This is a genomic window from Pseudomonas sp. LBUM1649 (genome assembly GCF_059716155.1).
Map to the genome: position 1 here is coordinate 732,501 of NZ_CP166807.1, position 22,626 is coordinate 755,126.

12 protein-coding genes, 2 rRNA genes and 1 pseudogene (1 of these 15 cut by a window edge) are annotated in these 22,626 nt (G+C 58.3%); 9 read left to right on the forward strand and 6 right to left on the reverse strand.

Features of this window, described 5'->3' with window-relative positions; genetic code table 11:
* From ACA058_RS03255 to ACA058_RS03280, 6 genes are all read left to right on the forward strand, one after another.
* Window positions 1-2,697, forward strand: a 23S ribosomal RNA gene (locus tag ACA058_RS03255); it begins 195 nt to the left of the window's first position.
* Window positions 2,698-2,861: 164 nt separating this feature from the next.
* Window positions 2,862-2,977: ribosomal RNA gene (gene rrf, locus ACA058_RS03260) — 5S ribosomal RNA — on the forward strand.
* 244 nt (window positions 2,978-3,221) lie between these two features.
* Entirely contained in the window at window positions 3,222-6,674 is a 3,453-nt protein-coding gene (recC, locus tag ACA058_RS03265) for an exodeoxyribonuclease V subunit gamma (RefSeq protein WP_497637819.1), read from the forward strand.
* On the forward strand, window positions 6,671-10,378 hold the full coding sequence (gene recB / locus ACA058_RS03270; RefSeq protein ID WP_497637820.1) for an exodeoxyribonuclease V subunit beta: 3,708 nt from the start codon (window positions 6,671-6,673) through the stop codon (window positions 10,376-10,378). The genes recC and recB overlap by 4 nt, the downstream gene beginning before the upstream one ends.
* Window positions 10,375-12,489, forward strand: a complete 2,115-nt coding sequence (recD, locus tag ACA058_RS03275) for an exodeoxyribonuclease V subunit alpha (protein ID WP_497637821.1) — start codon at window positions 10,375-10,377, stop codon at window positions 12,487-12,489. The genes recB and recD overlap by 4 nt, the downstream gene beginning before the upstream one ends.
* A gap of 224 nt (window positions 12,490-12,713) precedes the next feature.
* The gene (locus ACA058_RS03280; protein WP_497637822.1) at window positions 12,714-13,721 is read left to right on the forward strand and encodes an acyltransferase family protein; all 1,008 of its coding nucleotides are present in this window, start codon (window positions 12,714-12,716) and stop codon (window positions 13,719-13,721) included.
* A gap of 99 nt (window positions 13,722-13,820) precedes the next feature.
* On the opposite strand, the gene ACA058_RS03285 is transcribed toward ACA058_RS03280, so the two are convergent.
* Together ACA058_RS03285 and ACA058_RS03290 are read right to left on the reverse strand one after the other, a co-directional pair.
* On the reverse strand, window positions 13,821-14,957 hold the full coding sequence (locus tag ACA058_RS03285; RefSeq protein WP_497637823.1) for an acyltransferase family protein: 1,137 nt from the start codon (window positions 14,955-14,957) through the stop codon (window positions 13,821-13,823).
* A 207-nt stretch (window positions 14,958-15,164) separates the two neighbouring features.
* Window positions 15,165-16,112 carry a LysR family transcriptional regulator gene (locus ACA058_RS03290; RefSeq protein WP_497637824.1) on the reverse strand — a complete coding sequence of 316 codons (948 nt, stop codon included), beginning with the start codon at window positions 16,110-16,112 and terminating at the stop codon, window positions 15,165-15,167.
* A gap of 150 nt (window positions 16,113-16,262) precedes the next feature.
* On the opposite strand from ACA058_RS03290, the gene ACA058_RS03295 reads away from it, so the two are divergent.
* The gene (locus ACA058_RS03295; RefSeq protein WP_497637826.1) at window positions 16,263-17,789 is read left to right on the forward strand and encodes a CoA-acylating methylmalonate-semialdehyde dehydrogenase; all 1,527 of its coding nucleotides are present in this window, start codon (window positions 16,263-16,265) and stop codon (window positions 17,787-17,789) included.
* Window positions 17,790-17,799: 10 nt separating this feature from the next.
* Window positions 17,800-18,687 (forward strand): 3-hydroxyisobutyrate dehydrogenase, encoded by an 888-nt coding sequence (gene mmsB / locus ACA058_RS03300; protein ID WP_497637827.1) that lies wholly within the window; start codon window positions 17,800-17,802, stop codon window positions 18,685-18,687.
* 163 nt (window positions 18,688-18,850) lie between these two features.
* On the opposite strand, the gene ACA058_RS03305 is transcribed toward mmsB, so the two are convergent.
* From ACA058_RS03305 to ACA058_RS03315, 3 genes are all read right to left on the reverse strand, one after another.
* Window positions 18,851-19,195, reverse strand: a complete 345-nt coding sequence (locus ACA058_RS03305) for a cupin domain-containing protein (RefSeq protein ID WP_007946320.1) — start codon at window positions 19,193-19,195, stop codon at window positions 18,851-18,853.
* Between the two features lie 159 nt (window positions 19,196-19,354).
* Window positions 19,355-20,758, reverse strand: coding sequence for an amino acid permease (locus tag ACA058_RS03310; RefSeq protein WP_497637828.1), 1,404 nt, complete (start codon window positions 20,756-20,758; stop codon window positions 19,355-19,357).
* 105 nt (window positions 20,759-20,863) lie between these two features.
* Window positions 20,864-21,766, reverse strand: coding sequence for a LysR substrate-binding domain-containing protein (locus ACA058_RS03315; RefSeq protein ID WP_497637829.1), 903 nt, complete (start codon window positions 21,764-21,766; stop codon window positions 20,864-20,866).
* A 10-nt stretch (window positions 21,767-21,776) separates the two neighbouring features.
* Here ACA058_RS03315 and ACA058_RS03320 point away from each other — a divergent pair.
* A pseudogene (locus ACA058_RS03320) lies at window positions 21,777-22,280 on the forward strand (sulfite exporter TauE/SafE family protein); the annotation flags it as partial.
* Here the strand turns inward: ACA058_RS03320 and ACA058_RS03325 are convergent.
* Complete coding sequence (locus tag ACA058_RS03325) at window positions 22,270-22,584, reverse strand: putative quinol monooxygenase (protein WP_497637831.1); 315 nt, start codon at window positions 22,582-22,584, stop codon at window positions 22,270-22,272. The pseudogene ACA058_RS03320 and the gene ACA058_RS03325 sit on opposite strands and share 11 nt — an antisense overlap.
* Between the last annotated feature and the right edge of the window lie 42 nt (window positions 22,585-22,626).

A 22,626-nucleotide genomic window follows, 5' to 3' on the forward strand; every position in this document is an offset into this window, starting at 1 on the left:
AACATCTAAGTACCCTGAGGAAAAGAAATCAACCGAGATTCCCTTAGTAGTGGCGAGCGAACGGGGACTAGCCCTTAAGTGGCTTTGAGATTAGCGGAACGCTCTGGAAAGTGCGGCCATAGTGGGTGATAGCCCTGTACGCGAAAATCTCTTGGTCATGAAATCGAGTAGGACGGAGCACGAGAAACTTTGTCTGAATATGGGGGGACCATCCTCCAAGGCTAAATACTACTGACTGACCGATAGTGAACTAGTACCGTGAGGGAAAGGCGAAAAGAACCCCGGAGAGGGGAGTGAAATAGATCCTGAAACCGTATGCGTACAAGCAGTGGGAGCCCACTTTGTTGGGTGACTGCGTACCTTTTGTATAATGGGTCAGCGACTTATTTTCAGTGGCGAGCTTAACCGAATAGGGGAGGCGTAGCGAAAGCGAGTCTTAATAGGGCGTCTAGTCGCTGGGAATAGACCCGAAACCGGGCGATCTATCCATGGGCAGGTTGAAGGTTGGGTAACACTAACTGGAGGACCGAACCGACTACCGTTGAAAAGTTAGCGGATGACCTGTGGATCGGAGTGAAAGGCTAATCAAGCTCGGAGATAGCTGGTTCTCCTCGAAAGCTATTTAGGTAGCGCCTCATGTATCACTGTAGGGGGTAGAGCACTGTTTCGGCTAGGGGGTCATCCCGACTTACCAAACCGATGCAAACTCCGAATACCTACAAGTGCCGAGCATGGGAGACACACGGCGGGTGCTAACGTCCGTCGTGAAAAGGGAAACAACCCAGACCGTCAGCTAAGGTCCCAAAGTTATGGTTAAGTGGGAAACGATGTGGGAAGGCTTAGACAGCTAGGAGGTTGGCTTAGAAGCAGCCACCCTTTAAAGAAAGCGTAATAGCTCACTAGTCGAGTCGGCCTGCGCGGAAGATGTAACGGGGCTCAAACCATACACCGAAGCTACGGGTATCACTTAGGTGATGCGGTAGAGGAGCGTTCTGTAAGCCTGTGAAGGTGAGTTGAGAAGCTTGCTGGAGGTATCAGAAGTGCGAATGCTGACATGAGTAACGACAATGGGTGTGAAAAACACCCACGCCGAAAGACCAAGGTTTCCTGCGCAACGTTAATCGACGCAGGGTTAGTCGGTCCCTAAGGCGAGGCTGAAAAGCGTAGTCGATGGAAAACAGGTTAATATTCCTGTACTTCTGGTTATTGCGATGGAGGGACGGAGAAGGCTAGGCCAGCTTGGCGTTGGTTGTCCAAGTTTAAGGTGGTAGGCTGGAATCTTAGGTAAATCCGGGATTCTAAGGCCGAGAGCTGATGACGAGTGTTCCTTTGGAACACGAAGTGGTTGATGCCATGCTTCCAAGAAAAGCTTCTAAGCTTCAGGTAACCAGGAACCGTACCCCAAACCGACACAGGTGGTTGGGTAGAGAATACCAAGGCGCTTGAGAGAACTCGGGTGAAGGAACTAGGCAAAATGGCACCGTAACTTCGGGAGAAGGTGCGCCGGTGAGGGTGAAGCATTTACTGCGTAAGCCCACGCCGGTCGAAGATACCAGGCCGCTGCGACTGTTTATTAAAAACACAGCACTCTGCAAACACGAAAGTGGACGTATAGGGTGTGACGCCTGCCCGGTGCCGGAAGGTTAATTGATGGGGTTAGCTAACGCGAAGCTCTTGATCGAAGCCCCGGTAAACGGCGGCCGTAACTATAACGGTCCTAAGGTAGCGAAATTCCTTGTCGGGTAAGTTCCGACCTGCACGAATGGCGTAACGATGGCGGCGCTGTCTCCACCCGAGACTCAGTGAAATTGAAATCGCTGTGAAGATGCAGTGTATCCGCGGCTAGACGGAAAGACCCCGTGAACCTTTACTATAGCTTTGCACTGGACTTTGAATTTGCTTGTGTAGGATAGGTGGGAGGCTTTGAAGCGTGGACGCCAGTTCGCGTGGAGCCAACCTTGAAATACCACCCTGGCAACTTTGAGGTTCTAACTCAGGTCCGTTATCCGGATCGAGGACAGTGTATGGTGGGTAGTTTGACTGGGGCGGTCTCCTCCTAAAGAGTAACGGAGGAGTACGAAGGTGCGCTCAGACCGGTCGGAAATCGGTCGTAGAGTATAAAGGCAAAAGCGCGCTTGACTGCGAGACAGACACGTCGAGCAGGTACGAAAGTAGGTCTTAGTGATCCGGTGGTTCTGTATGGAAGGGCCATCGCTCAACGGATAAAAGGTACTCCGGGGATAACAGGCTGATACCGCCCAAGAGTTCATATCGACGGCGGTGTTTGGCACCTCGATGTCGGCTCATCACATCCTGGGGCTGAAGCCGGTCCCAAGGGTATGGCTGTTCGCCATTTAAAGTGGTACGCGAGCTGGGTTTAGAACGTCGTGAGACAGTTCGGTCCCTATCTGCCGTGGACGTTTGAGATTTGAGAGGGGCTGCTCCTAGTACGAGAGGACCGGAGTGGACGAACCTCTGGTGTTCCGGTTGTCACGCCAGTGGCATTGCCGGGTAGCTATGTTCGGAATAGATAACCGCTGAAAGCATCTAAGCGGGAAACTAGCCTCAAGATGAGATCTCACTGGGACCTTGAGTCCCCTGAAGGGCCGTCGAAGACTACGACGTTGATAGGTTGGGTGTGTAAGCGCTGTGAGGCGTTGAGCTAACCAATACTAATTGCCCGTGAGGCTTGACCATATAACACCCAAGCAATTTGATGCTCCTCGTTGAAAAGACGAAAGAGACCAGATTGCGGTGTGTGAAGACGAAACGAACCGAAAGTTCGAGATGCTCACAAAACACCGAAGCTATCACATACCCAATTTGCTGAATCGTCGAAAGACGGCTCAGTACCCGAATTTCTTGACGACCATAGAGCATTGGAACCACCTGATCCCATCCCGAACTCAGCAGTGAAACGATGCATCGCCGATGGTAGTGTGGGGTTTCCCCATGTGAGAGTAGGTCATCGTCAAGATTAAATTCCAAAACCCCTATCTGCGCATGCAGGTAGGGGTTTTGTTTTTGTGGCCCGTTTTTCCTGTGTAGGAGCGAGCATGCTCGCGATGGTCGTCAACGATGACGCGGGAAACCTGATACCCCGCAGCGTTCTCAGGTTCATCGTCGGAACGCCGCCCGGAGCATGCTCGCTCCTACAAATGAAGCCAATCGCCTTCAATGCTAAAGTCGTCCCTCGATTTGCGCTTTCCAAGGAAGCCTTTATGCCGGACGCAACGTCCCTCAGTGCTGGTTTTATGGTGGTTCATGGCAATCGCCTGGACGAGTTACGCAGCCTGGTGGTGAGCTGGATGCGGCGCTACCCGCTGGCTCCCCTGGAAAATGAAATCGCCCTGGTGCAGAGCAACGGCATAGCCCAATGGCTGAAGCTGGCACTGGCTGAAGACGCTGAAGATGACGACATGGGCGGCTGCGGAATCGCCGCCGCCATCGACGTGCAGTTGCCCGGCAGTTTCATGTGGCAGCTCTACCGGATGGTCCTGGGCCGCGACGAAATCCCGGCCAAGTCGCTGCTGGATAAAGCCCCCTTGACTTGGCGCCTGATGCGTCTGCTGCCGCAGTTGATCAATCAGCCACACTTCGAGCCGCTACATCGTTTTCTCACCCATGACACCGATTTGCGCAAGCGCTATCAATTGGCTGAGCGACTGGCGGATCTGTTCGACCAGTACCAGGTGTACCGCGCCGATTGGCTCGAAGACTGGGCGCAAGGTCGTCACCAGTTACGTAACGGCAGGGGAGAAGCCAAGCCGCTGACCGCGGCCAATGCCTGGCAGGCGGAGTTATGGCGTGCACTGTTGCTGGATGTCGGTGAAGAAGGCATGGCGCAAAGCCGAGCCGGCGTGCATCAGCGGTTTGTCGAACGCATCAACAGCCTCGACGTCGCTCCGAGGGGATTACCGTCACGGGTCATCGTGTTCGGCATTTCCTCCCTGCCCGCTCAAGCCCTGGAGGCCCTGGCCGGGCTGGCTCGATTCAGCCAGGTTCTGCTGTGCGTGCACAACCCCTGTCGTCACCATTGGGCGGACATCGTCGCCGACAAAGACCTGCTGCGGCATCAATACAAACGGCAGGCGCGCAAGAGCGGCATGCCGGGCGTACTCGACCCGCAAACCCTGCATCAACACGCCCATCCGTTACTGGCCGCATGGGGCAAGCAGGGACGGGACTACATCAACCTGCTCGACAGCTACGACGACCCCAATAGCTATCGCTCGGCCTTTCGTGACGGGCGCATCGACCTGTTCAGTGACAGCCAGCCGCTGCACATGCTCAACCAGTTACAAGACGACATCCTTGAGTTGCGTCCACTGGGCGAAACCCGTGAATGCTGGCCGGCCGTGGATCTGCAGAAAGACTCGTCGATCCGCTTCCACATTGCCCACAGCGCTCAGCGCGAAGTAGAGATCCTGCACGATCAGTTGCTCGCGCGCTTCAGCGCCGATCCGCTATTGCGTCCCCGGGATGTGATTGTCATGGTCCCGGACATCGATGCCTATGCCCCGCACATTCGCGCGGTGTTCGGCCAGCTTGAGCGCCACGATTCGCGCTTCATACCCTTCACCCTCGCAGACCAGGGCCAGCGCGGCCGTGATCCGTTGCTGATCGCGGTCGAGCATCTGCTCAAGCTGCCAGACAGCCGTTTCCCGGTCAGCGAGATTCTCGACCTGCTGGACGTCCCCGCGCTCCGGGAGCGCTTCGGCGTAGAGGAGCGTGACCTGCCAACTCTGCACCGCTGGATCGAAGGGGCGGGCATCCGCTGGGGGATGAACGCCGAGCAGCGTGCAGGCCTGGGCCTGCCTGAGGCACTGGAGCAAAACAGTTGGCGCTTTGGTCTGCGGCGGATGTTGCTCGGGTATGCCGTTGGCAGTTCCGGTGCCTGTGGCGGCATCGAACCCTACGACGAGATTGGTGGTCTGGATGCCGCGCTCATAGGCCCGCTGGTTGCACTGCTGGATGCACTGGAAATTGCCCACCACGAGCTCTCTCAACCGGCATCGCCCCAGCAATGGAGCCTGCGCTTGCAGGCATTGGTGTCACTGTTCTTCCAGGCCAGTAACGAGCACGACGAGTATTTGCTGACGCAACTGGAAGCATTGCGCGAAACCTGGCTGGAAAACTGTGAGTCAGTCGGCTTGCACGACGAGCTGCCGCTGACCGTCGTCCGTGAAGCCTGGCTGGCCGGTCTCGATCAGGGGCGGTTGTCCCAGCGTTTTCTGGCCGGAGCGGTCAACTTCTGTACCTTGATGCCCATGCGTGCGATCCCGTTCAAGCTGGTGTGCCTGCTGGGGATGAACGATGGCGACTACCCGCGGGCACAGCCGCCACTGGACTTTGATCTCATGGGCAGCGACTACCGTCCCGGCGATCGCTCGCGGCGTGAGGATGACCGCTATTTGCTGCTGGAGGCGCTGTTGTCGGCGCGCGATCAACTCTACGTCAGCTGGGTCGGTCGCAGCATTCGCGATAACAGCGAGCGCCCGGCATCGGTGCTGATCGGCCAGCTCCGTGACCACCTGGCCAGCGGTTGGCGATTGGCCGATGCCGAGGAGGACTTGCTTGAGGCCATGACCCAGGAGCATCCGCTGCAACCCTTCAGTGCCCGTTACTTCCACCAGGGCGATGCCCTGTTCAGCTATGCCAGAGAGTGGCAGGTGCTCCATCAAGCCAGCGGGCAAGCGCCTGGGCACGAGATGCTGGATGCCCACGTCCAGGAGGAGCCGCTGAGTCTCGGGCAGCTGCAGGATTTCCTGCGCAACCCGGTCCGACATTTCTTCAGTCAGCGATTGAAGGTGTTCTTTGAAGCTGCCGAAGTGCCTTTGGCCGATGAAGAACCGTTTGTCCTCGATGCCTTGCAACGCTATAGCCTGAGCGACAGTTTGCTCGGTGCGGCACTGGCAGACCTGGATAACACCGACCGGGTGCTGGAGGTGCACGCCAGTCGCCTGCAAAACAGTGGGCTGCTGCCCATGGCGGGATTTGGCGAATGCCTGCAACGCGAGTTGATCGAACCCTTGCCGGGTCTGCTTGCGCGTTATCAACAGCTCCTGGCCTTATGGCCAACACCCCTGACCAGTGCCCTGCCAGTCAATCTGCAAGTGGATGGCCTACGTATCGAGGGCTGGCTCAGCGGCCTGCATCAACGTGCTGACGGTGGCTTGCTATCGGTCACGACGATCCCCAACAGCATCGGTTCGATCAAGTCGCGCAAATGGCATCGGCTGACACGGCCGTGGGTCAACCATCTGGTGGCGTGCGCCAGCGGCATGGCGATGACCACGGCCTTGGTCGCCAGTGACGACAGCCTGTTACTCGACACGATTACACAGGAGAGTGCCTTGCGAACGCTGGGCGATCTGTTGCTGGCCTGGCAATCCGGCATGCGCCAACCGTTGCCGATTGCGGTCAAGACCGCCTTTGCATGGCTTGGACAAACCGATCCGGTCAAAGCCCAGGCCGCTGCCCGCAAGGCCTATGAGGGGGACGGTTTGACCACAGACGGCGAGCGACGCGAAAGCGTGGCGCTCGCCCGTCAGTTCGCCGATTACGACGCCCTGGTCGCTGACGAGACGTTCGCCGATTGGTGCAACGCCCTGTATCGACCGCTGCTTGAGGCCCCTTGGCGTTCAGTGTCCAGCGAGGAGGCCCGCCCATGACCACCCAGATACCCTTGGCCCTGGCGTTCCCGCTGCGTGGCAGTCAACTGATCGAGGCCAGTGCCGGAACCGGCAAGACCTTCACCATTTCCGCACTGTACCTGCGCCTGGTCCTTGGCCACGGCGGAGAGCTCAGAGGTGGAGAGCCCAGTGGTTTCGGCCGTGAACTGCTGCCGCCACAGATCCTCGTGGTGACCTTTACCGATGCCGCCACCAAAGAGCTGCGCGAACGCATTCGTACGCGCCTGGCAGAAGCCGCGCGGTTTTTCCGCGACGAAACGCCGGCCCCCGACGGGCTGATCAATCAGCTGCGGGAACAGTACGCACCCGAGCAGTGGCCCGGGTGCGCCAATCGCCTGGACATCGCCGCGCAATGGATGGATGAGGCGGCTGTGTCGACCATCCACAGTTGGTGTCAGCGCATGTTGCGCGAGCACGCCTTTGACAGCGGCAGCCTGTTTACCCAGACCCTGGAAACCGACCACAGCGATCTGCTGGGTGAAGTCCTGCGCGATTATTGGCGGTTGTTCTGTTATCCGATGCAGGGCGATGCGTTGAACTGGGTGCGCGGCAATTGGGGCGGGCCGGCCGCCTTGTTGCCGCGAATCCGCGGGCTGTTCGCCAGCGAGCGCGACACCCTCGCCGGTAAAGAGCCGGCGCAATTGATCACAGAATGTCTGCAGGCGCGGCGAGCGGCCTTGCTTGAGCTAAAAATGCCGTGGCGCCAGTGGGCCGACGAGTTGCTGGCCCTGTGTCACGAAGGTGTCGCCAGCAAGAGTGTCGACGGGCGCAAGATGCAGGCGCGGTATTTCGAGCCCTGGTTCGAGAAAATCAAAGCCTGGGCCGAAGACGAGTCCCTTGAACAACTGGACATCGGTACCGGCTTCACGCGCCTGACCCCCGACGGCATGGCGGAAGCCTGGAAAAAGGGCGCAGTGCCGGATCATCCGGGCCTGGACGCGATGCCCGGGCTCAAAGCCTGTCTCGATGGCTTGCCGACGCCCGATGCCGCCGTGCTGCAACACGCTGCCCATTGGGTGGGTGCGCGTTTTGAAGAGGAAAAGCGCCGTCGCGCGGAAATGGGCTTCGACGACATGTTGCTGCGCCTGGATGCGGCGCTGCAAAGCGATGGCGGCGAGCGCCTGGCGACCTTGATCCGCGAACAGTTCCCAGTGGCGTTGATCGACGAATTCCAGGACACCGACCCGGTGCAGTACCGGATCTTCGAGAGTATCTACCGCATTGAAGACAACAGCCCCGACAGCGGGCTGTTCCTGATCGGCGACCCGAAGCAGGCGATCTACGCCTTCCGCGGCGCCGACATCTATACCTACCTGCGCGCCCGTCAGGCGACCACTGGCCGCCTGCATACCCTGGGCACCAACTTCCGTTCGAGCCATGGCATGGTCAGTGCCGTGAACCATGTATTTGACTGTGCCGAGTCGCGCGAGTCGGGGCGCGGGGCGTTTCTGTTCCGGGAACACAATGGCGACAACCCGGTGCCGTTCCTGCCTGTCGAGTCCCAGGGACGCAAAGAAGTCCTGCGCATCAATGGTCAAGCTGTACCGGCGTTGAACATCTGGCACCTGTCGGCCGAGCAGCCGTTGTCCGGCGCGGTCTATCGCCAGCAACTGGCGGCCGCCTGTGCCAGTGAAATCACCGCCTTGCTCAACGGCGGACAACAAGGCCTTACGGGGTTCGTGCGTGACGACCAGGCGCTAAAAGGCCTGATGCCCGCGGACATTGCCATCCTTGTGCGGGACGGCAAGGAAGCTCAGGCGGTGCGTACCGAACTTTCTGCCCGAGGTGTGCGCAGCGTTTATCTGTCAGACAAGGACTCGGTATTCGCCGCGCAGGAAGCTCACGACGTGCTGACCTGGCTCAAGGCCTGCGCCGAGCCGGACGTCGAGCGGCCACTGCGCGCTGCATTGGCCAGCATCACGCTGAATCTGTCATTGGCCGAGCTGGAGCAGTTGAACCAGGACGAACTGGCCTGGGAAGCGCGGGTCATGCAGTTCCGCCGTTATCGCGAGCTTTGGCGCAAGCAGGGTGTGTTGCCGATGCTGCGACGCTTGCTGCATGACTTCAAGCTGCCCCAGGCATTGATGGCGCGCAGCGATGGCGAGCGGGTGTTGACCAACCTGTTGCACCTGTCCGAGTTGCTGCAACAGGCGGCCGCCGAACTTGACGGCGAGCAGGCCTTGATCCGGCATTTGTCCGAGCACCTGGCATTGTCGGGCCAGGCGGGTGAAGAGCAGATCCTGCGCCTGGAAAGCGATGAGCAACTGGTCAAGGTCGTGACCATCCACAAGTCCAAGGGGCTTGAGTACCCGCTGGTTTTCCTGCCGTTCATTTGCTCGGCGAAACCGGTGGATGGCAGCCGTCTACCGTTGCATTACCACGACACCGCGGGCACGGCTCAGGTGAGCTTGAACCCCACGGCCGAACTGATTGCCCTGGCCGATGATGAGCGCCTGGCCGAAGACCTGCGCCTGCTGTATGTGGCCTTGACCCGGGCGCAACACGCCTGCTGGCTGGGCGTGACGGATCTCAAACGCGGCAATAACAACAGCTCGGTGCTGCACCTGTCGGCGCTGGGGTATCTGTTGGGCGGCGGTGCTTGCTTGAACGAATCTGCGGGTTTGCAGGCCTGGTTGCGAGACCTGCAACATGGCTGTCCGGCGATGGGCTATGGCGAAATGCCTGAAGCCACCTCGGAGCATTACCATCCACCGCAGAACACCGCCGCGTTGCTGGCGCCGTTGACGGTACAACGCAAGGCCAGTGAAAACTGGTGGATTGCCTCCTATAGCGCCTTGCGCATTGGCGACAGCCTGAGCATCGGCAGTGATCAGGCGCCCGAAAGCCCGCAGGCGCAGAAACTCTTCGACGACGAACGTCTCGACCCGCATGCCCCCCGAGAGATGGTGGCCGGCGGTGCCGATATCCATCGATTCCCCCGTGGCCCGAACCCGGGCACCTTTCTCCATGGTTTGCTCGAATGGGCCGGCAACGAAGGCTTTGCCGCCACCGCGCAAGCCGTGGAAGATGCGATTGCCCGTCGCTGCAATCGCCGTGGCTGGGAGGGCTGGATCACCACGCTGAGTGAATGGCTGCAGCATCTGCTCAAGTCGCCGGTGCCGCTGGGCAGCGGCCAGGCGCCGGTGATATTCGGGCAGTTGACCCAGTACCGGGTCGAGATGGAGTTCTGGTTCGCCAGCCACAAGGTCGATGTGCTCAAGCTCGATGCCCTGGTGTGCCAATACACCCACAACGGTGTGCCTCGGGTGGCCGCCGAATCGGTGTTGCTCAATGGCATGTTCAAGGGCTTCATCGACCTGACGTTCGAGCATGACGGCCGTTACTACGTCGCCGACTACAAATCCAACTGGCTCGGGGTCGACGACGCGGCCTATACCGAGCAGGCCATGGAGCAGTCGATCCTCGACAACCGGTACGACCTGCAATACGTGTTGTACCTGCTGGCCCTGCATCGCCAGCTCAAGGCCCGGCTTGCCGATTACGATTACGACCGGCATGTCGGAGGTGCGCTGTACCTGTTCCTGCGGGGTACGCGTGCGCCAAGCCAGGGCGTGTATTTCGCCCGCCCACCCCGGGCGCTGATCGAGCGACTGGACCGCCTGTTCCAGGGCAAGCCGGAACCCAGGGTCGAACCCGCCTGGGAACAGGGAGTACTGCTATGAACCGTACCTTCGCCGATGTGCTGTCGACGCCACTGAGCGCCGACAGCCTGGCGCAACTCAGCCCTTTGAATCGTGCCGACGACTTGTTGCTGCTGCTCTCGCGCTGGGTCGAGCGCGGCTGGTTGCGAGCACTGGACAAGGCCTTCGTCGGTTTTCTTCACGAGCTGGCCCCGGACGATGATCCGCTGGTGTTGCTGGCGGCGGCATTGACCAGTCACCAGTTGGGGCACGGGCATGTATGCCTGGATCTGTTCGAGACACTCAAGGAGCCGGACTTCGCCCTGTCGCTGCCACCGGAAGGCGACCTGCAAAGTGGCGCGATGTTGCTGCCTTCGCAGCTGCTGGAAGCGCTGGATGGCGCCCATTGGTGCAAGGTGCTGGCCTCCAGCAGCCTGGTTGCATTGGCCGCGGATGAGCGCGACAGCGTGCAGCAGCGGCCCTTGGTGTTGGCCGGCAAACGCCTGTACCTGCGGCGCTACTGGGCCTACGAGCGACGTATCGACAATGCGTTGCGTGAGCGCCTGGCGGCGCATGAAGGCGCACCGGATGATTTGTTGCAGCGCCTTACGGGGCTGTTTGGTCCGGCCAGGCCCGGTGAGGTCATCGACTGGCAGAAACTGGCCTGCGCCCTGGCGACTCGCAGCGCTTTCAGTATCGTCACCGGCGGCCCGGGAACCGGCAAGACCACCACGGTCGTGCGCTTGCTCGCATTACTCCAGGCCCCGGCGGTAGAGGCGGGCAAGCCGCTGCGCATTCGTCTTGCCGCGCCCACCGGCAAAGCAGCGGCGCGGCTGACCGAGTCCATCAGTGCGCAAGTGCGAACGCTGAAAGTCACTGAAGCCATTCGCGAGAAAATCCCCTCTGATGTCACCACCGTGCACCGCCTGCTTGGCAGCCGCCCGGGCACGCGACATTTCCGTCACCACGCTGGCAATCACTTGCCGCTGGATGTGTTGGTGGTGGACGAAGCGTCGATGATCGACCTGGAAATGATGGCCAACCTGCTCGATGCGCTGCCGGCCCATGCCCGCCTGGTGCTGCTGGGTGACAAGGACCAGCTGGCGTCGGTGGAGGCCGGTGCCGTGCTGGGCGATCTGTGTCGCGACGCCGAAGCGGGTTGGTATAGCCCGCAGACTCGCCAGTGGCTGATGACCGTCAGTGGCGAAAGCCTGGAGGTCCCTGGTTTGCAGGAGCGTGGGTTGCAGGAAGATACCCAAGGTACTCATCCGCTGGCCCAGCAAGTGGTAATGTTGCGCCACTCGCGGCGATTCGGCGAAGGCAGCGGCATTGGCCAATTGGCCCGTTGGGTGAACCAGCAACAGCCCGCAGAAGCCCGAAAGTTGTTGGCAGCGCGAAGCCACGACGATGTGTTTTCCCTGTCCCTCAGAAATGAACAGGATCGGGCGCTGGAGCGCCTGTTGCTTGAAGGTCATGGTGAAGGGCCGCAAGGTTACCGCTATTACTTGAGCCTGCTGCGCAACCAGCGTCCACCGCTCGATTGCCCCCTGGAAGATGCGCGCTGGACTGATTGGGCCCGGCAGGTCCTGCAAGCGTTCGACGCCTTCCAGTTGTTGTGTGCCGTGCGCAAAGGGCCGTGGGGCGTGGAAGGGTTGAACAAGCGGGTGACCGACGCCTTGCTGAAGGCGCGACTGATCGACAGCGACCAGCAATGGTACGAAGGACGGCCGGTGCTGATGACCCGCAACGATTACGGTCTGGGCTTGATGAATGGCGACATCGGCATTGCCCTCAAACTTCCCGAGCGCGAGGGGCCCGAGGCCGGGAAACCGGTGCTGCGCGTAGCATTCCCAAGGAACGACGGACAGGGCGGTGTGCGTTTTGTGTTGCCCAGCCGCCTCAATGATGTCGAAACCGTGTACGCCATGACCGTGCACAAATCCCAAGGCTCGGAATTCGCCCACACCGCCTTGATCCTGCCCGATGCCCTGAACCCGGTGCTCACCAAGGAGCTGATCTACACCGGCATCACCCGGGCCAAGGACTGGTTCACCTTGATCGAACCTCGGGCAGGCGTCTTCGAAGAGGCGGTGCGGCGTCGGGTCAAGCGCTTGAGCGGGCTGATGCTGGAGCTCAAGGAGGGGGGCGACTGACAGCGCTCGCAGCGCATCCGCCAAAAAGTGGGCGATTCACTTGACGCCATGAAAGCAACGTCAAAAAAACAGTTATTTAACCAATTGCTCGCGACAAAATTTTATCATGGCGTGAAGTGTAAAGTTCAAAAGGTGGCCTAGACTTCAGGCTTAAATGGTCTGGCTTCATGAGATTTTCACCGCTACGACTATTGGGTTTTTATATCCAAAGAGCGAATGCCAATATGAGTGATAGTTCCGTAGCAGGCTCTCGATTAAATGTACTTGATGGATGGCGTGGTATAAGTATCTTGCTGGTCCTGGCGTGTCATCTGCTACCACTTGGCCCAAAGTTTTTGCAATTGAATTCCGCCGCCGGCGTTATGGGTATGGCTATATTTTTTACGCTATCGGGTTTCCTGATAACAAGTTTTCTGCTCAAAAACGACAGCGTCATTGATTTTTTAATTCGCAGATTCTTTCGGATTGTGCCTCTCGCCTGGTTGTACATGGCAATTGCTTTACCTGTCATGAGCAGCACTCCGGATTTCTACATCGCAAACTTTCTATTCGTCGCCAACTGGCCGCCCATGTGGCTTGGCAATGTAAACGGCCATCTATGGAGTTTGTGCATGGAGGTCCAGTTTTATGTTGCCATCGCTTTGCTGGTAGTGCTGATGAGGAACAAGTGGGTAGTGCTGATCCCTTTTCTCGCCATCGCCGTCACGACCTACCGAGTCATGAATGATGCCCATGTCGTCATCAATACCTATTACCGAATTGATGAAATACTTTCTGGCTGCATACTTGCGCTGATCTATCACAAAAGACTGGGTAGCACTCTTGTGAAAGCTCCGGCACAAATGCTGGTCGTGCAAATAGCTTTATTCGCCCTGTTTGTCGTGTCCAGTCATCCCGACGGTGGCTTCATGAACTACTTGCGCCCCTATATTGCTGCCGCAATGGTGGGGAGCACGTTACTCAATGGCCGGACACTCATTGCCCAGGTTCTGAACAATCGCATTTTGTTTTATATCGCCACCATCTCCTATGCACTCTACGTTGTTCATCCGCTGTTAGCGCATACCTGGCTGGGTAGTGGAGATACCGTCATAAAATATTTGAAGCGTCCATTGTTGTTCGCCGCCATTTTCATAACCGCCCATATATCGACCTTCTATTATGAAAAATGGTGGATTGCTTTTGGTAAGACATTGTCCAAGAAAGTGGCTAGCCAACCTGTTACAACCTAAACGTTCTTGAAGATCCTTAGTCGGCAAACAGCATCTGCCGACTGTCACCCATCAGCGTGTCGATTTTTAGACTTACACCACTTCCTGAGACACGATCCACTAGGAAGATGGCGCCACGCTTTTCACCTTATACCCAGTAAAGATACGCCTTCCAAGCGACTGCCCCTTAACTTCTACATGCTTGTATGTGAAAGCCGAAACAGCAACTACTACAAGCAACATACAAACAGCCACAAGATTATTTAGCGCGTAGTTGCCAGTATCAATATAGGGCTTGCCATAAACCAAGGGGACAAGGCTTATCCCTAATGTTTTTTGCGCTGCGAGAAACACATAAATCATACAAATTAACACCATGGCATGCGTCAGATAAATCGAGTAAGAAAGCTTTCCAATTAACACAAAATAGCTATTCCGCAAAACTTTCGACACTGCGCCACGCTCAAAGGCAAACACAATCACAACACAACAAAATAAAATGCTCGACAGAATTCTTCGATATTTAATATCAACTACAACTATCGCAAACACAAGACTCAGCAACAAAATCTCCAAAAGCGTAAAAGCTTTAAAGCCAAGTATTATCCTGCTGACTACCTTAGAATATAGAGCATACGACAACGCCCCTGCAAAAAAGCAAGATAGCCCTCGAAGCGAAGCTTCAGTTAATACGCTAAAACCAAAGAACAGAAAAACAAATGCTACAAATGAGATCAACCCCCAAACCAAAACCCTCGCGCCGCCTCCCAACATCAAAATAACCATAAACATCAAATACATATAATATTCAATACTGATGCTCCACGAAGGATAATTAAAAGAGGCGGGATTCGTGAAATTTGTCCATGACTGAACCAACAATAAATTCGGAATTATGCCTGAAGGGTCAAAATCATTACTAAATGGCTCAAACCTAAAATCAAATCCATTTCGTTGAGCAAGCATCTTTGCAAACTCTAGCACGACAAAAGCAAGCAACATAAACCAGTGAAGCGGAACAAGTCTAAATGTTCTTGATACAAAAAAATCCCTGAGGCTCACGTCTTTTTCTCTGCCATATGCGTGAACTAATACGAATCCACTCAGCACAAAGAAAAACTCAACGAATATATCGGCCCGCCGAAAGAAAACCAGCTCAGTAAATGTGCCTGAAATATGAGCATGAAAAACAACCACGAAGAGCGCACAAATCCCTCTAAAGCTATCTAGCGCATAGAATCTTTTTACGCCATGCATGGTGCCGCCCCTTTCAAAATGATTAGTTCCTGACCCAACCGCTCAATTTAAAGCAATTCAAACTATATATCTTCTTGGCACTTGATTCCCTCATGAGAGTAGCAGGTGCAGCGAAATTCAGCTTTATCGGAACTATCAGATGTGTGCGCCTGCTTGAAAGGCCTGCTCACCTCGTTACGATGCGACTACCTGATTCCTTGAAGATCCTCAGTCGGCAAACAGCATCTGCCGACTGTCACCCATCAACAGCGCCTGGTTCTGCTCGGTCACCGCGCGGATGTAATCCCACAACAGGGTAATCCGCTTGAGCTTGCGCAGGTCTTCGCGGCAGTACATCCAGAATTGCCGAGTGATGTTGATTTCCTGCGGCAACACCGCCAGCAACCGTGGGTCCTGGGCCGCGAGGAAGCACGGCAGGATGGCCAGTGATCGCCCTTGCTGCGCCGCCACGAACTGCGCGATTACGCTGGTACTGCGTAGATTGGCGCTGGCGCCGGGGAGCACATTGGCCAGGTACAGCAGTTCCGAGCTAAACGCCAGGTCATCGACATAACTGATGAACGAATGCTTGCCCAAGTCCGCGGGGCGGCGGATTGCCGGGTGTTTGTCGAGGTATTCCTGCGTCGCATACAGCTGCAGGCGGTAGTCGGTCAGTTTGCAGCATACATAGGGCCCGTGTTCCGGGCGTTCCAGGGCGATGACTATGTCGGCCTCGCGCTTGGACAGGCTGATGAAGTGCGGCAGCGGCAGGATGTCCACCGAGATCGCCGGGTAGGCGACGACGAAATGGCTCAGTTGCGGGGTAATGAAAAAGCTCCCGAAACCTTCGGTGCAGCCCATGCGCACGTGGCCGGACAACGCCACCCCGGAACCCGATACCTGTTCGCAGGCCATGTGCAGCGTGCTTTCGATCGACTCGGCGTAGCCCAGCAAACGCTGGCCTTCGGCAGTCAGGACAAAGCCGCTGGTCCGGGATTTCTCGAACAGCAAGGTTCCCAGCGAAGCCTCCAGCGAACTGATGCGCCGCGACACGGTGGTGTAGTCGACCGCCAGGCGCTTGGCCGCGGTGCTGGCCTTGCGGGTGCGGGCCACTTCAAGGAAAAACTTGAGGTCATCCCAGTTCAGCGAACCTAAAGACGTGATGTTTTTTTGCATGTTGGACCGGCTTTTATGTGCGTTCTTATTAGAAGTTTGCACATCTATACTCCAAAAACAGTCCGATCACCAATTCGCGGCACACGCCTCATTTCAAGGCGACTTTCTCGCCTTGGCTCCCCTGATAACAACAACGTCCAGGAGACCGACATGAACGCATCGCTCACGCCCAATGAAACCACCGTGCAAAAGGTCAAGCTGTTGATCGACGGCCAGTGGGTCGAATCCCAGACCACCGAATGGCACGACATCATCAACCCGGCCACCCAACAGGTGCTGGCCAAGGTGCCGTTTGCCACCGCTGAAGAAGTCGACGCCGCCATCAGCGCTGCCCATCGCGCCTTCCAGACCTGGAAGCTGACGCCGATCGGCGCGCGGATGCGCATCATGCTCAAGCTCCAGGCGTTGATTCGCGAACACTCCAAGCGCATCGCCGCTGTCTTGAGTGCAGAGCAAGGCAAAACCATTGCCGACGCTGAGGGCGACATTTTCCGTGGCCTGGAAGTGGTCGAGCACGCTTGCTCCATCGGCAGTCTGCAAATGGGCGAGTTCGCTGAAAACGTCGCAGGCGGTGTCGATACCTACACCCTGCGCCAGCCAATCGGCGTTTGCGCTGGCATCACGCCGTTCAACTTCCCGGCGATGATTCCGCTGTGGATGTTCCCGATGGCCATCGCCTGCGGTAACACCTTCGTGCTCAAGCCGTCCGAACAGGACCCGATGTCGACCATGCTGCTGGTGGAACTGGCCATCGAGGCCGGTGTTCCGGCCGGCGTGCTCAACGTCGTGCACGGTGGCAAGGATGTGGTGGATGCGCTCTGCACCCACAAAGACATCAAGGCCGTTTCCTTCGTCGGTTCGACCGCGGTTGGCACCCACGTCTATGACCTGGCCGGCAAGCACGGCAAACGCGTGCAATCGATGATGGGCGCGAAGAACCACGCCGTGGTCCTGCCGGATGCCAATCGCGAACAAGCGCTGAACGCGCTGGTGGGCGCCGGTTTCGGCGCGGCCGGCCAGCGTTGCATGGCGACTTCGGTGGTGGTGCTGGTCGGCGCGGCCAAGCAATGGCTGCCAGACCTCAAGGCACTGGCGCAGAAACTCAAGGTGAATGCCGGCAGCGAGGCGGGCACCGACGTGGGGCCGGTGATCTCGAAAAAGGCCAAGGCACGAATTCTCGATCTGATCGAAAGCGGCATCAAGGAAGGCGCGAAACTCGAGCTGGACGGTCGCGAAATCACGGTTCCGGGTTACGAGAAGGGCAACTTTGTCGGCCCGACCCTGTTCTCCGGTGTGACCACCGACATGCAGATCTACACCCAGGAAATCTTCGGTCCGGTGCTGGTCGTGCTGGAAGTGAATACACTCGACGAGGCCATTGCCCTGGTCAACGCCAACCCGTTCGGCAACGGCACGGGTCTGTTCACCCAGAGCGGTGCGGCGGCGCGCAAGTTCCAGAACGAAATCGACGTCGGCCAGGTCGGTATCAACATCCCGATTCCGGTGCCGGTCCCGTTCTTCAGCTTCACCGGCTCCCGTGGTTCCAAGCTCGGCGACCTCGGTCCATATGGCAAGCAAGTGGTGCAGTTCTACACTCAGACCAAGACCGTCACCAGTCGCTGGTTCGATGACGACAGCGTCAACGACGGTGTGAACACCACCATCAACTTGCGATAAGGAGCCGGACATGAACATCGCTTTTATCGGTCTCGGCAACATGGGCGCGCCGATGGCGCGCAACCTGATCAAGGCTGGTCATTCACTGCGCCTGGTCGACCTGAACAAAGCCGTGCTGGCGGAGCTTGAGCAACTGGGCGGCAGCATCAGCGCTTCTGCCCGTGAGGCGGCAGAAGGCGCCGAACTGGTGATTACCATGCTGCCCGCTGCCGTGCATGTACGCAGCGTATGGCTGGGCGAAGACGGTGTGCTCGCCGGCATCGGCAAGGGTGTGCCAGCGGTGGATTGCAGCACCATCGATCCGCAGACCGCCCGTGACGTGGCCGCCGCCGCTGCCAAACAGGGCGTGGTCATGGCCGATGCGCCGGTCTCCGGTGGCACCGGTGGCGCCGCGGCAGGGACGCTGACGTTCATGGTCGGTGCGACCCCGGAACTGTTCGCGACCCTGCAACCGGTGCTGGCGCAAATGGGCCGCAACATCGTCCATTGCGGCGAAGTCGGCACAGGGCAGATCGCCAAGATCTGCAACAACCTGCTGCTGGGTATTTCCATGGTCGGCGTCAGCGAAGCCATGGCGCTGGGTGATGCGTTGGGCATTGACACGGGCGTATTGGCCGGCATCATCAACAGCTCCACCGGACGTTGCTGGAGTTCGGAGATGTACAACCCGTGGCCAGGCATCGTCGAAACGGCACCGGCCTCGCGCGGCTATACCGGTGGTTTCGGCGCCGAACTGATGCTCAAGGATCTGGGGCTGGCCACGGAAGCGGCACGTCAGGCGCACCAGCCGGTGGTGCTTGGCGCGGTGGCGCAACAGTTGTATCAGGCGATGAGCCTGCGTGGGGAAGGCGGCAGTGACTTCTCGGCGATCATCAACAGCTATCGCAAACCGCAATAGCAAGACTGTGGCAAAAAACCTGTGGGAGCGAGCCTGCTCGCGATGGGGCCGGCACATTCAACACTGATGGTGACTGATCCACCGCTATCGCGAGCAGGCTCGCTCCCACATGGAATGCATGTGACCGGGAGATCACGTCGGGTGATCTCCCGGTTTTTTTGCATCAGGCAAACACGAAATACTTGCGCACGGTTTCCACCACTTCCCAGGTGCCTTTCATCCCCGGCTCAATGACAAAAATGTCACCGGCACGCAGGTGGATCGGCTCTTTTCCCTCAGGGGTGATGATGCAGTAGCCCTCGCGGAAATCGCAGTACTCCCACTTCACGTATTCGACGTACCACTTGCCCGGCGTGCAGATCCAGGTGCCCATGATCTTGCTGCCATCTTCGCTGGTGTAGGCGTTGAGGTTGACGGTGTGCGGGTCGCCTTCGAGTTTTTCCCATTTGCAGGCATCGAGTACGGGCAGCGGATGGGTGTCGCGAAGAACGGTAATCGGTGCGGTCATGATGACTCCGGCGTTGGGGGAGAGCTGAAGTCGCACCCTATAGGGCCTGCCCGGGGATCAGTTGTCTGAGCTCGACATTGAGGTGTCCATAAACGCTCGGTCACCTGGCCCAGCCAATAAAACACGCCCCGGATCGAATACCGGGGCGTTTTTTGGTGGTTATTGAGCCACGGGCAAGTCCCGATGCCTGGCCATACGCATCCGATAGAACAGGTAGATGATCAGCACCCAGACCGGAATGGCGAAGACCGATGCGCGGATCCCCGGAATCATCCACATCACGTAGATGATCACGGCCATGAACGCCAGGCACAGGTAGTTGCTGAAAGGAAACCAGAACGACTTGAAGCTCGGCACGATGCCGCGTTGCCCCATGGCCTTGCGAAACTTCAGGTGCGTCAGGCTGATCAGTGCCCAGTTGATCATCAGCGAAGCGACCACCAGGGCGAACAGCAACTCAAGCGCTTCATGCGGGGCGACATAGTTGACCAGCACGGATAACATCGTGATCAGCGCCGATACGCCCAGCGCCCGTAACGGCACGCCCTGTTTGTTCAGCTTCATCAGCGCCTTCGGTGCATCACCCTGTTCGGCCAGGCCGTAGAGCATGCGGCTGTTGCAATACACGCCGCTGTTGTAGACCGACAGCGCGGCGGTGAGCACCACGAAATTGAGGATTTGCGCGGCGGTGTCGCTGCCGATCAACGCGAAGATCTGCACAAACGGACTGCCACTGTAGGCGTCGCCCGATGCACCCAGTGTTTGCAGCAGTTGATCCCACGGATACAACGACAGCAGCACGGTGAGAGCGCCGACGTAGAAGATCAACACGCGGTAAACCACTTGATTGATCGCCTTGGGGATGACCTTTCTCGGTTCGCTGGCTTCAGCGGCGGTGATGCCGACCAGCTCCAGGCCGCCGAAGGAAAACATGATGAACGCCATCGCCATCAGCAAACCGCTGTAGCCGTTGGGGAAGAAACCGCCGTGGCTCCACAGGTTGCTCACCGATGCCTGAGGGCCGCCGGTGCCGCTGAACAGCATGTAACAGCCCAGGGCAATCATGCCGATGATGGCCACGACCTTGATGATCGCGAACCAGAACTCCATCTCGCCGAAGATTTTGACGTTCAGCGTGTTGATCAGGTTGACCAGCACAAAGAACACCGCCGCGCTGACCCAGGTCGGCACCTCGGGCCACCAGAACTGGATGTATTTACCGACGGCCGTCAGCTCGGCCATGCCCACCAGCACATAGAGCACCCAGTAGTTCCAGCCGGACAGGAAGCCGGCAAAGCTACCCCAGTAGTTGTGGGCAAAATGACTGAAGGAGCCGGCCACCGGTTCTTCGACAATCATCTCGCCCAGCTGGCGCATGATCAGGAAGGCGATAAACCCGGCAATCGCATAGCCGAGGATCATCGACGGCCCGGCGGATTTGAGCACCCCGGCAGAGCCCAGGAACAGCCCGGTGCCAATGGCGCCACCCAATGCGATCAGTTGAATATGACGATTTTTCAACCCCCGCTTGAGTGTGCCCTGTTGCAAGATTTCATCCGCCATCGCATTCCCTTCTAGTCATTGTTGTCAGGCATGATTTGAAGGGTCAGATATTACTCTCAGTGAACTTTTCGTAATACAGGGGGCACGTTGGGTTGAGCGGTGGTTTCAAGGACTGCAGGTCCGATTTGCAGGGCGCAACGCCTCGAGCAACGCTCTGGCATAACCAGGCAGGCCAGTGAATGATCGTGCGCACAGCAGTAGTTTTCGCTGTGCCCAGTCTTCCTTCAAGGCGAAGCTTTTGAGCGGTTGATCCAGTTCGCGTCGCTGGATCGCCGCCAAGGGCACAACCGCTAGCCCGGCGCCGCGAGCAACCATGCGAATCACGCCGTCGAAGCCTTCCGCGCGGATGCGGATCTGCATGCGGATACCCGCGTGCAACGCCTGTTCTTCAAGATACACCGCGAGTGCGCTATTGGCGGACAGGCCCACGTAGTCGTGATGCAAGGTATCGCTGAAACTCGGAGGTTCGCCGCCGGCCAAGGGATGCCCGGGCGGCATGATCAGCACCAGCGGGTCGTCGCGAAAGGGCAGGGTTTCGAGGGTGTGGGTGTCCACCGCGTGGGAGACGATGCCCAGGTCGGCGGCACCCTGGCGCAAGGCGTGGGTGATGCGCGTGCTGGGCAATTCCTGCAGGTCGATGTCGAGGTTGGGGTGCTCGCGCAGGAAATCGGCGAGCAACTCCGGCAGGTATTCGGTGATGGCCGTGGTGTTGCACAACAACCGCACCTGGCCTTTGACGCCTTTGGCATATTCGGCCAGGTCCTGTTGCATGCGTTCGGACTGTTGCAGCAGGACGCGGGCGTGTTGTGCGAGGGCTTTGCCGGCAGGCGTGGGGGTTACGCCGCGACGGCCGCGCTCCAGGAAATCAGTGCCGAGTGAAGATTCCATCGCGCGAATTCGTGCGCTCGCGGCGGCCAGGGACAGATGGCTGCGCGCGGCGCCGGCGGTGATGTTGCCGGTGTCGAGGATGTTCAGGTAGAGGTGCAGGTCGGTCAGGTCGAAGTGCATCGTCAGCCTTTTGATATCTGGTGTCTGGAAGGACGCTATCGCGAGCAAGCTCGCTCCCACAGGTGACCGAGTTGTCATCGGAAAAATGCGATCGACTGTGGGAGCGAGCCTGCTCGCGAAGAGGCCAATCGCCTTGACTCGTGTAGGCGCTCGCAATGAGCGCTGGCTAGGTCCGCTGTGCGGCGTGCTGACGGGCGTCATTACGTCGGCCACGGGCGTATTCGTGATTCCGGCAGTGCCGTACATGCAGGCGCTGGGCTTGAGCAAGGACGAACTGGTGCAGGCGTTGGGCCTGTCGTTCACCGTCTCGACCCTGGCCCTCGCTGGCGGACTGCTATGGCGCGGCGCCCTCGGCGGTGGCGAGTTGAGTGCGTCGCTGTTGGCGCTGATCCCGGCGGTGCTCGGCATGTGGCTGGGGCAGTGGCTGCGCCAGCGGATCAGCGCCGTGTTGTTCAAGCGCGTATTCTTCATTGGCCTCGGGGTGCTCGGCGGCCATTTGTTGATCAGCGGCTAGCGGACGACAGGCTGAGCATTTCGATGGCGCGAATCTCGAAATCCCGCTCCAGGTACTCGTCGCGCAGTTCGAGGAACTGCTTCATGTGCGGCAGGTTCGAGTGCACGTCGAGGTGTTCCTGGGACTGCCAGATCTCGTAGAAGATAAACAGGGTCGGGTCCTGCTTGTCGCGCAGCATGTGGTACTCGATGCAGCCGGGTTCGGCGCGACTCGCTTCTACATAGCCGCTGAAAAACGCTTCGAAGGCGTCGGATTTTTCCGGGCGGGTCTTTGCGTGCAGAATGAAGCCTTGCATTTCACTCATCAGAAAACTCTCCTCAAGTCAGAATCGGCGCCAGTCTAAGGC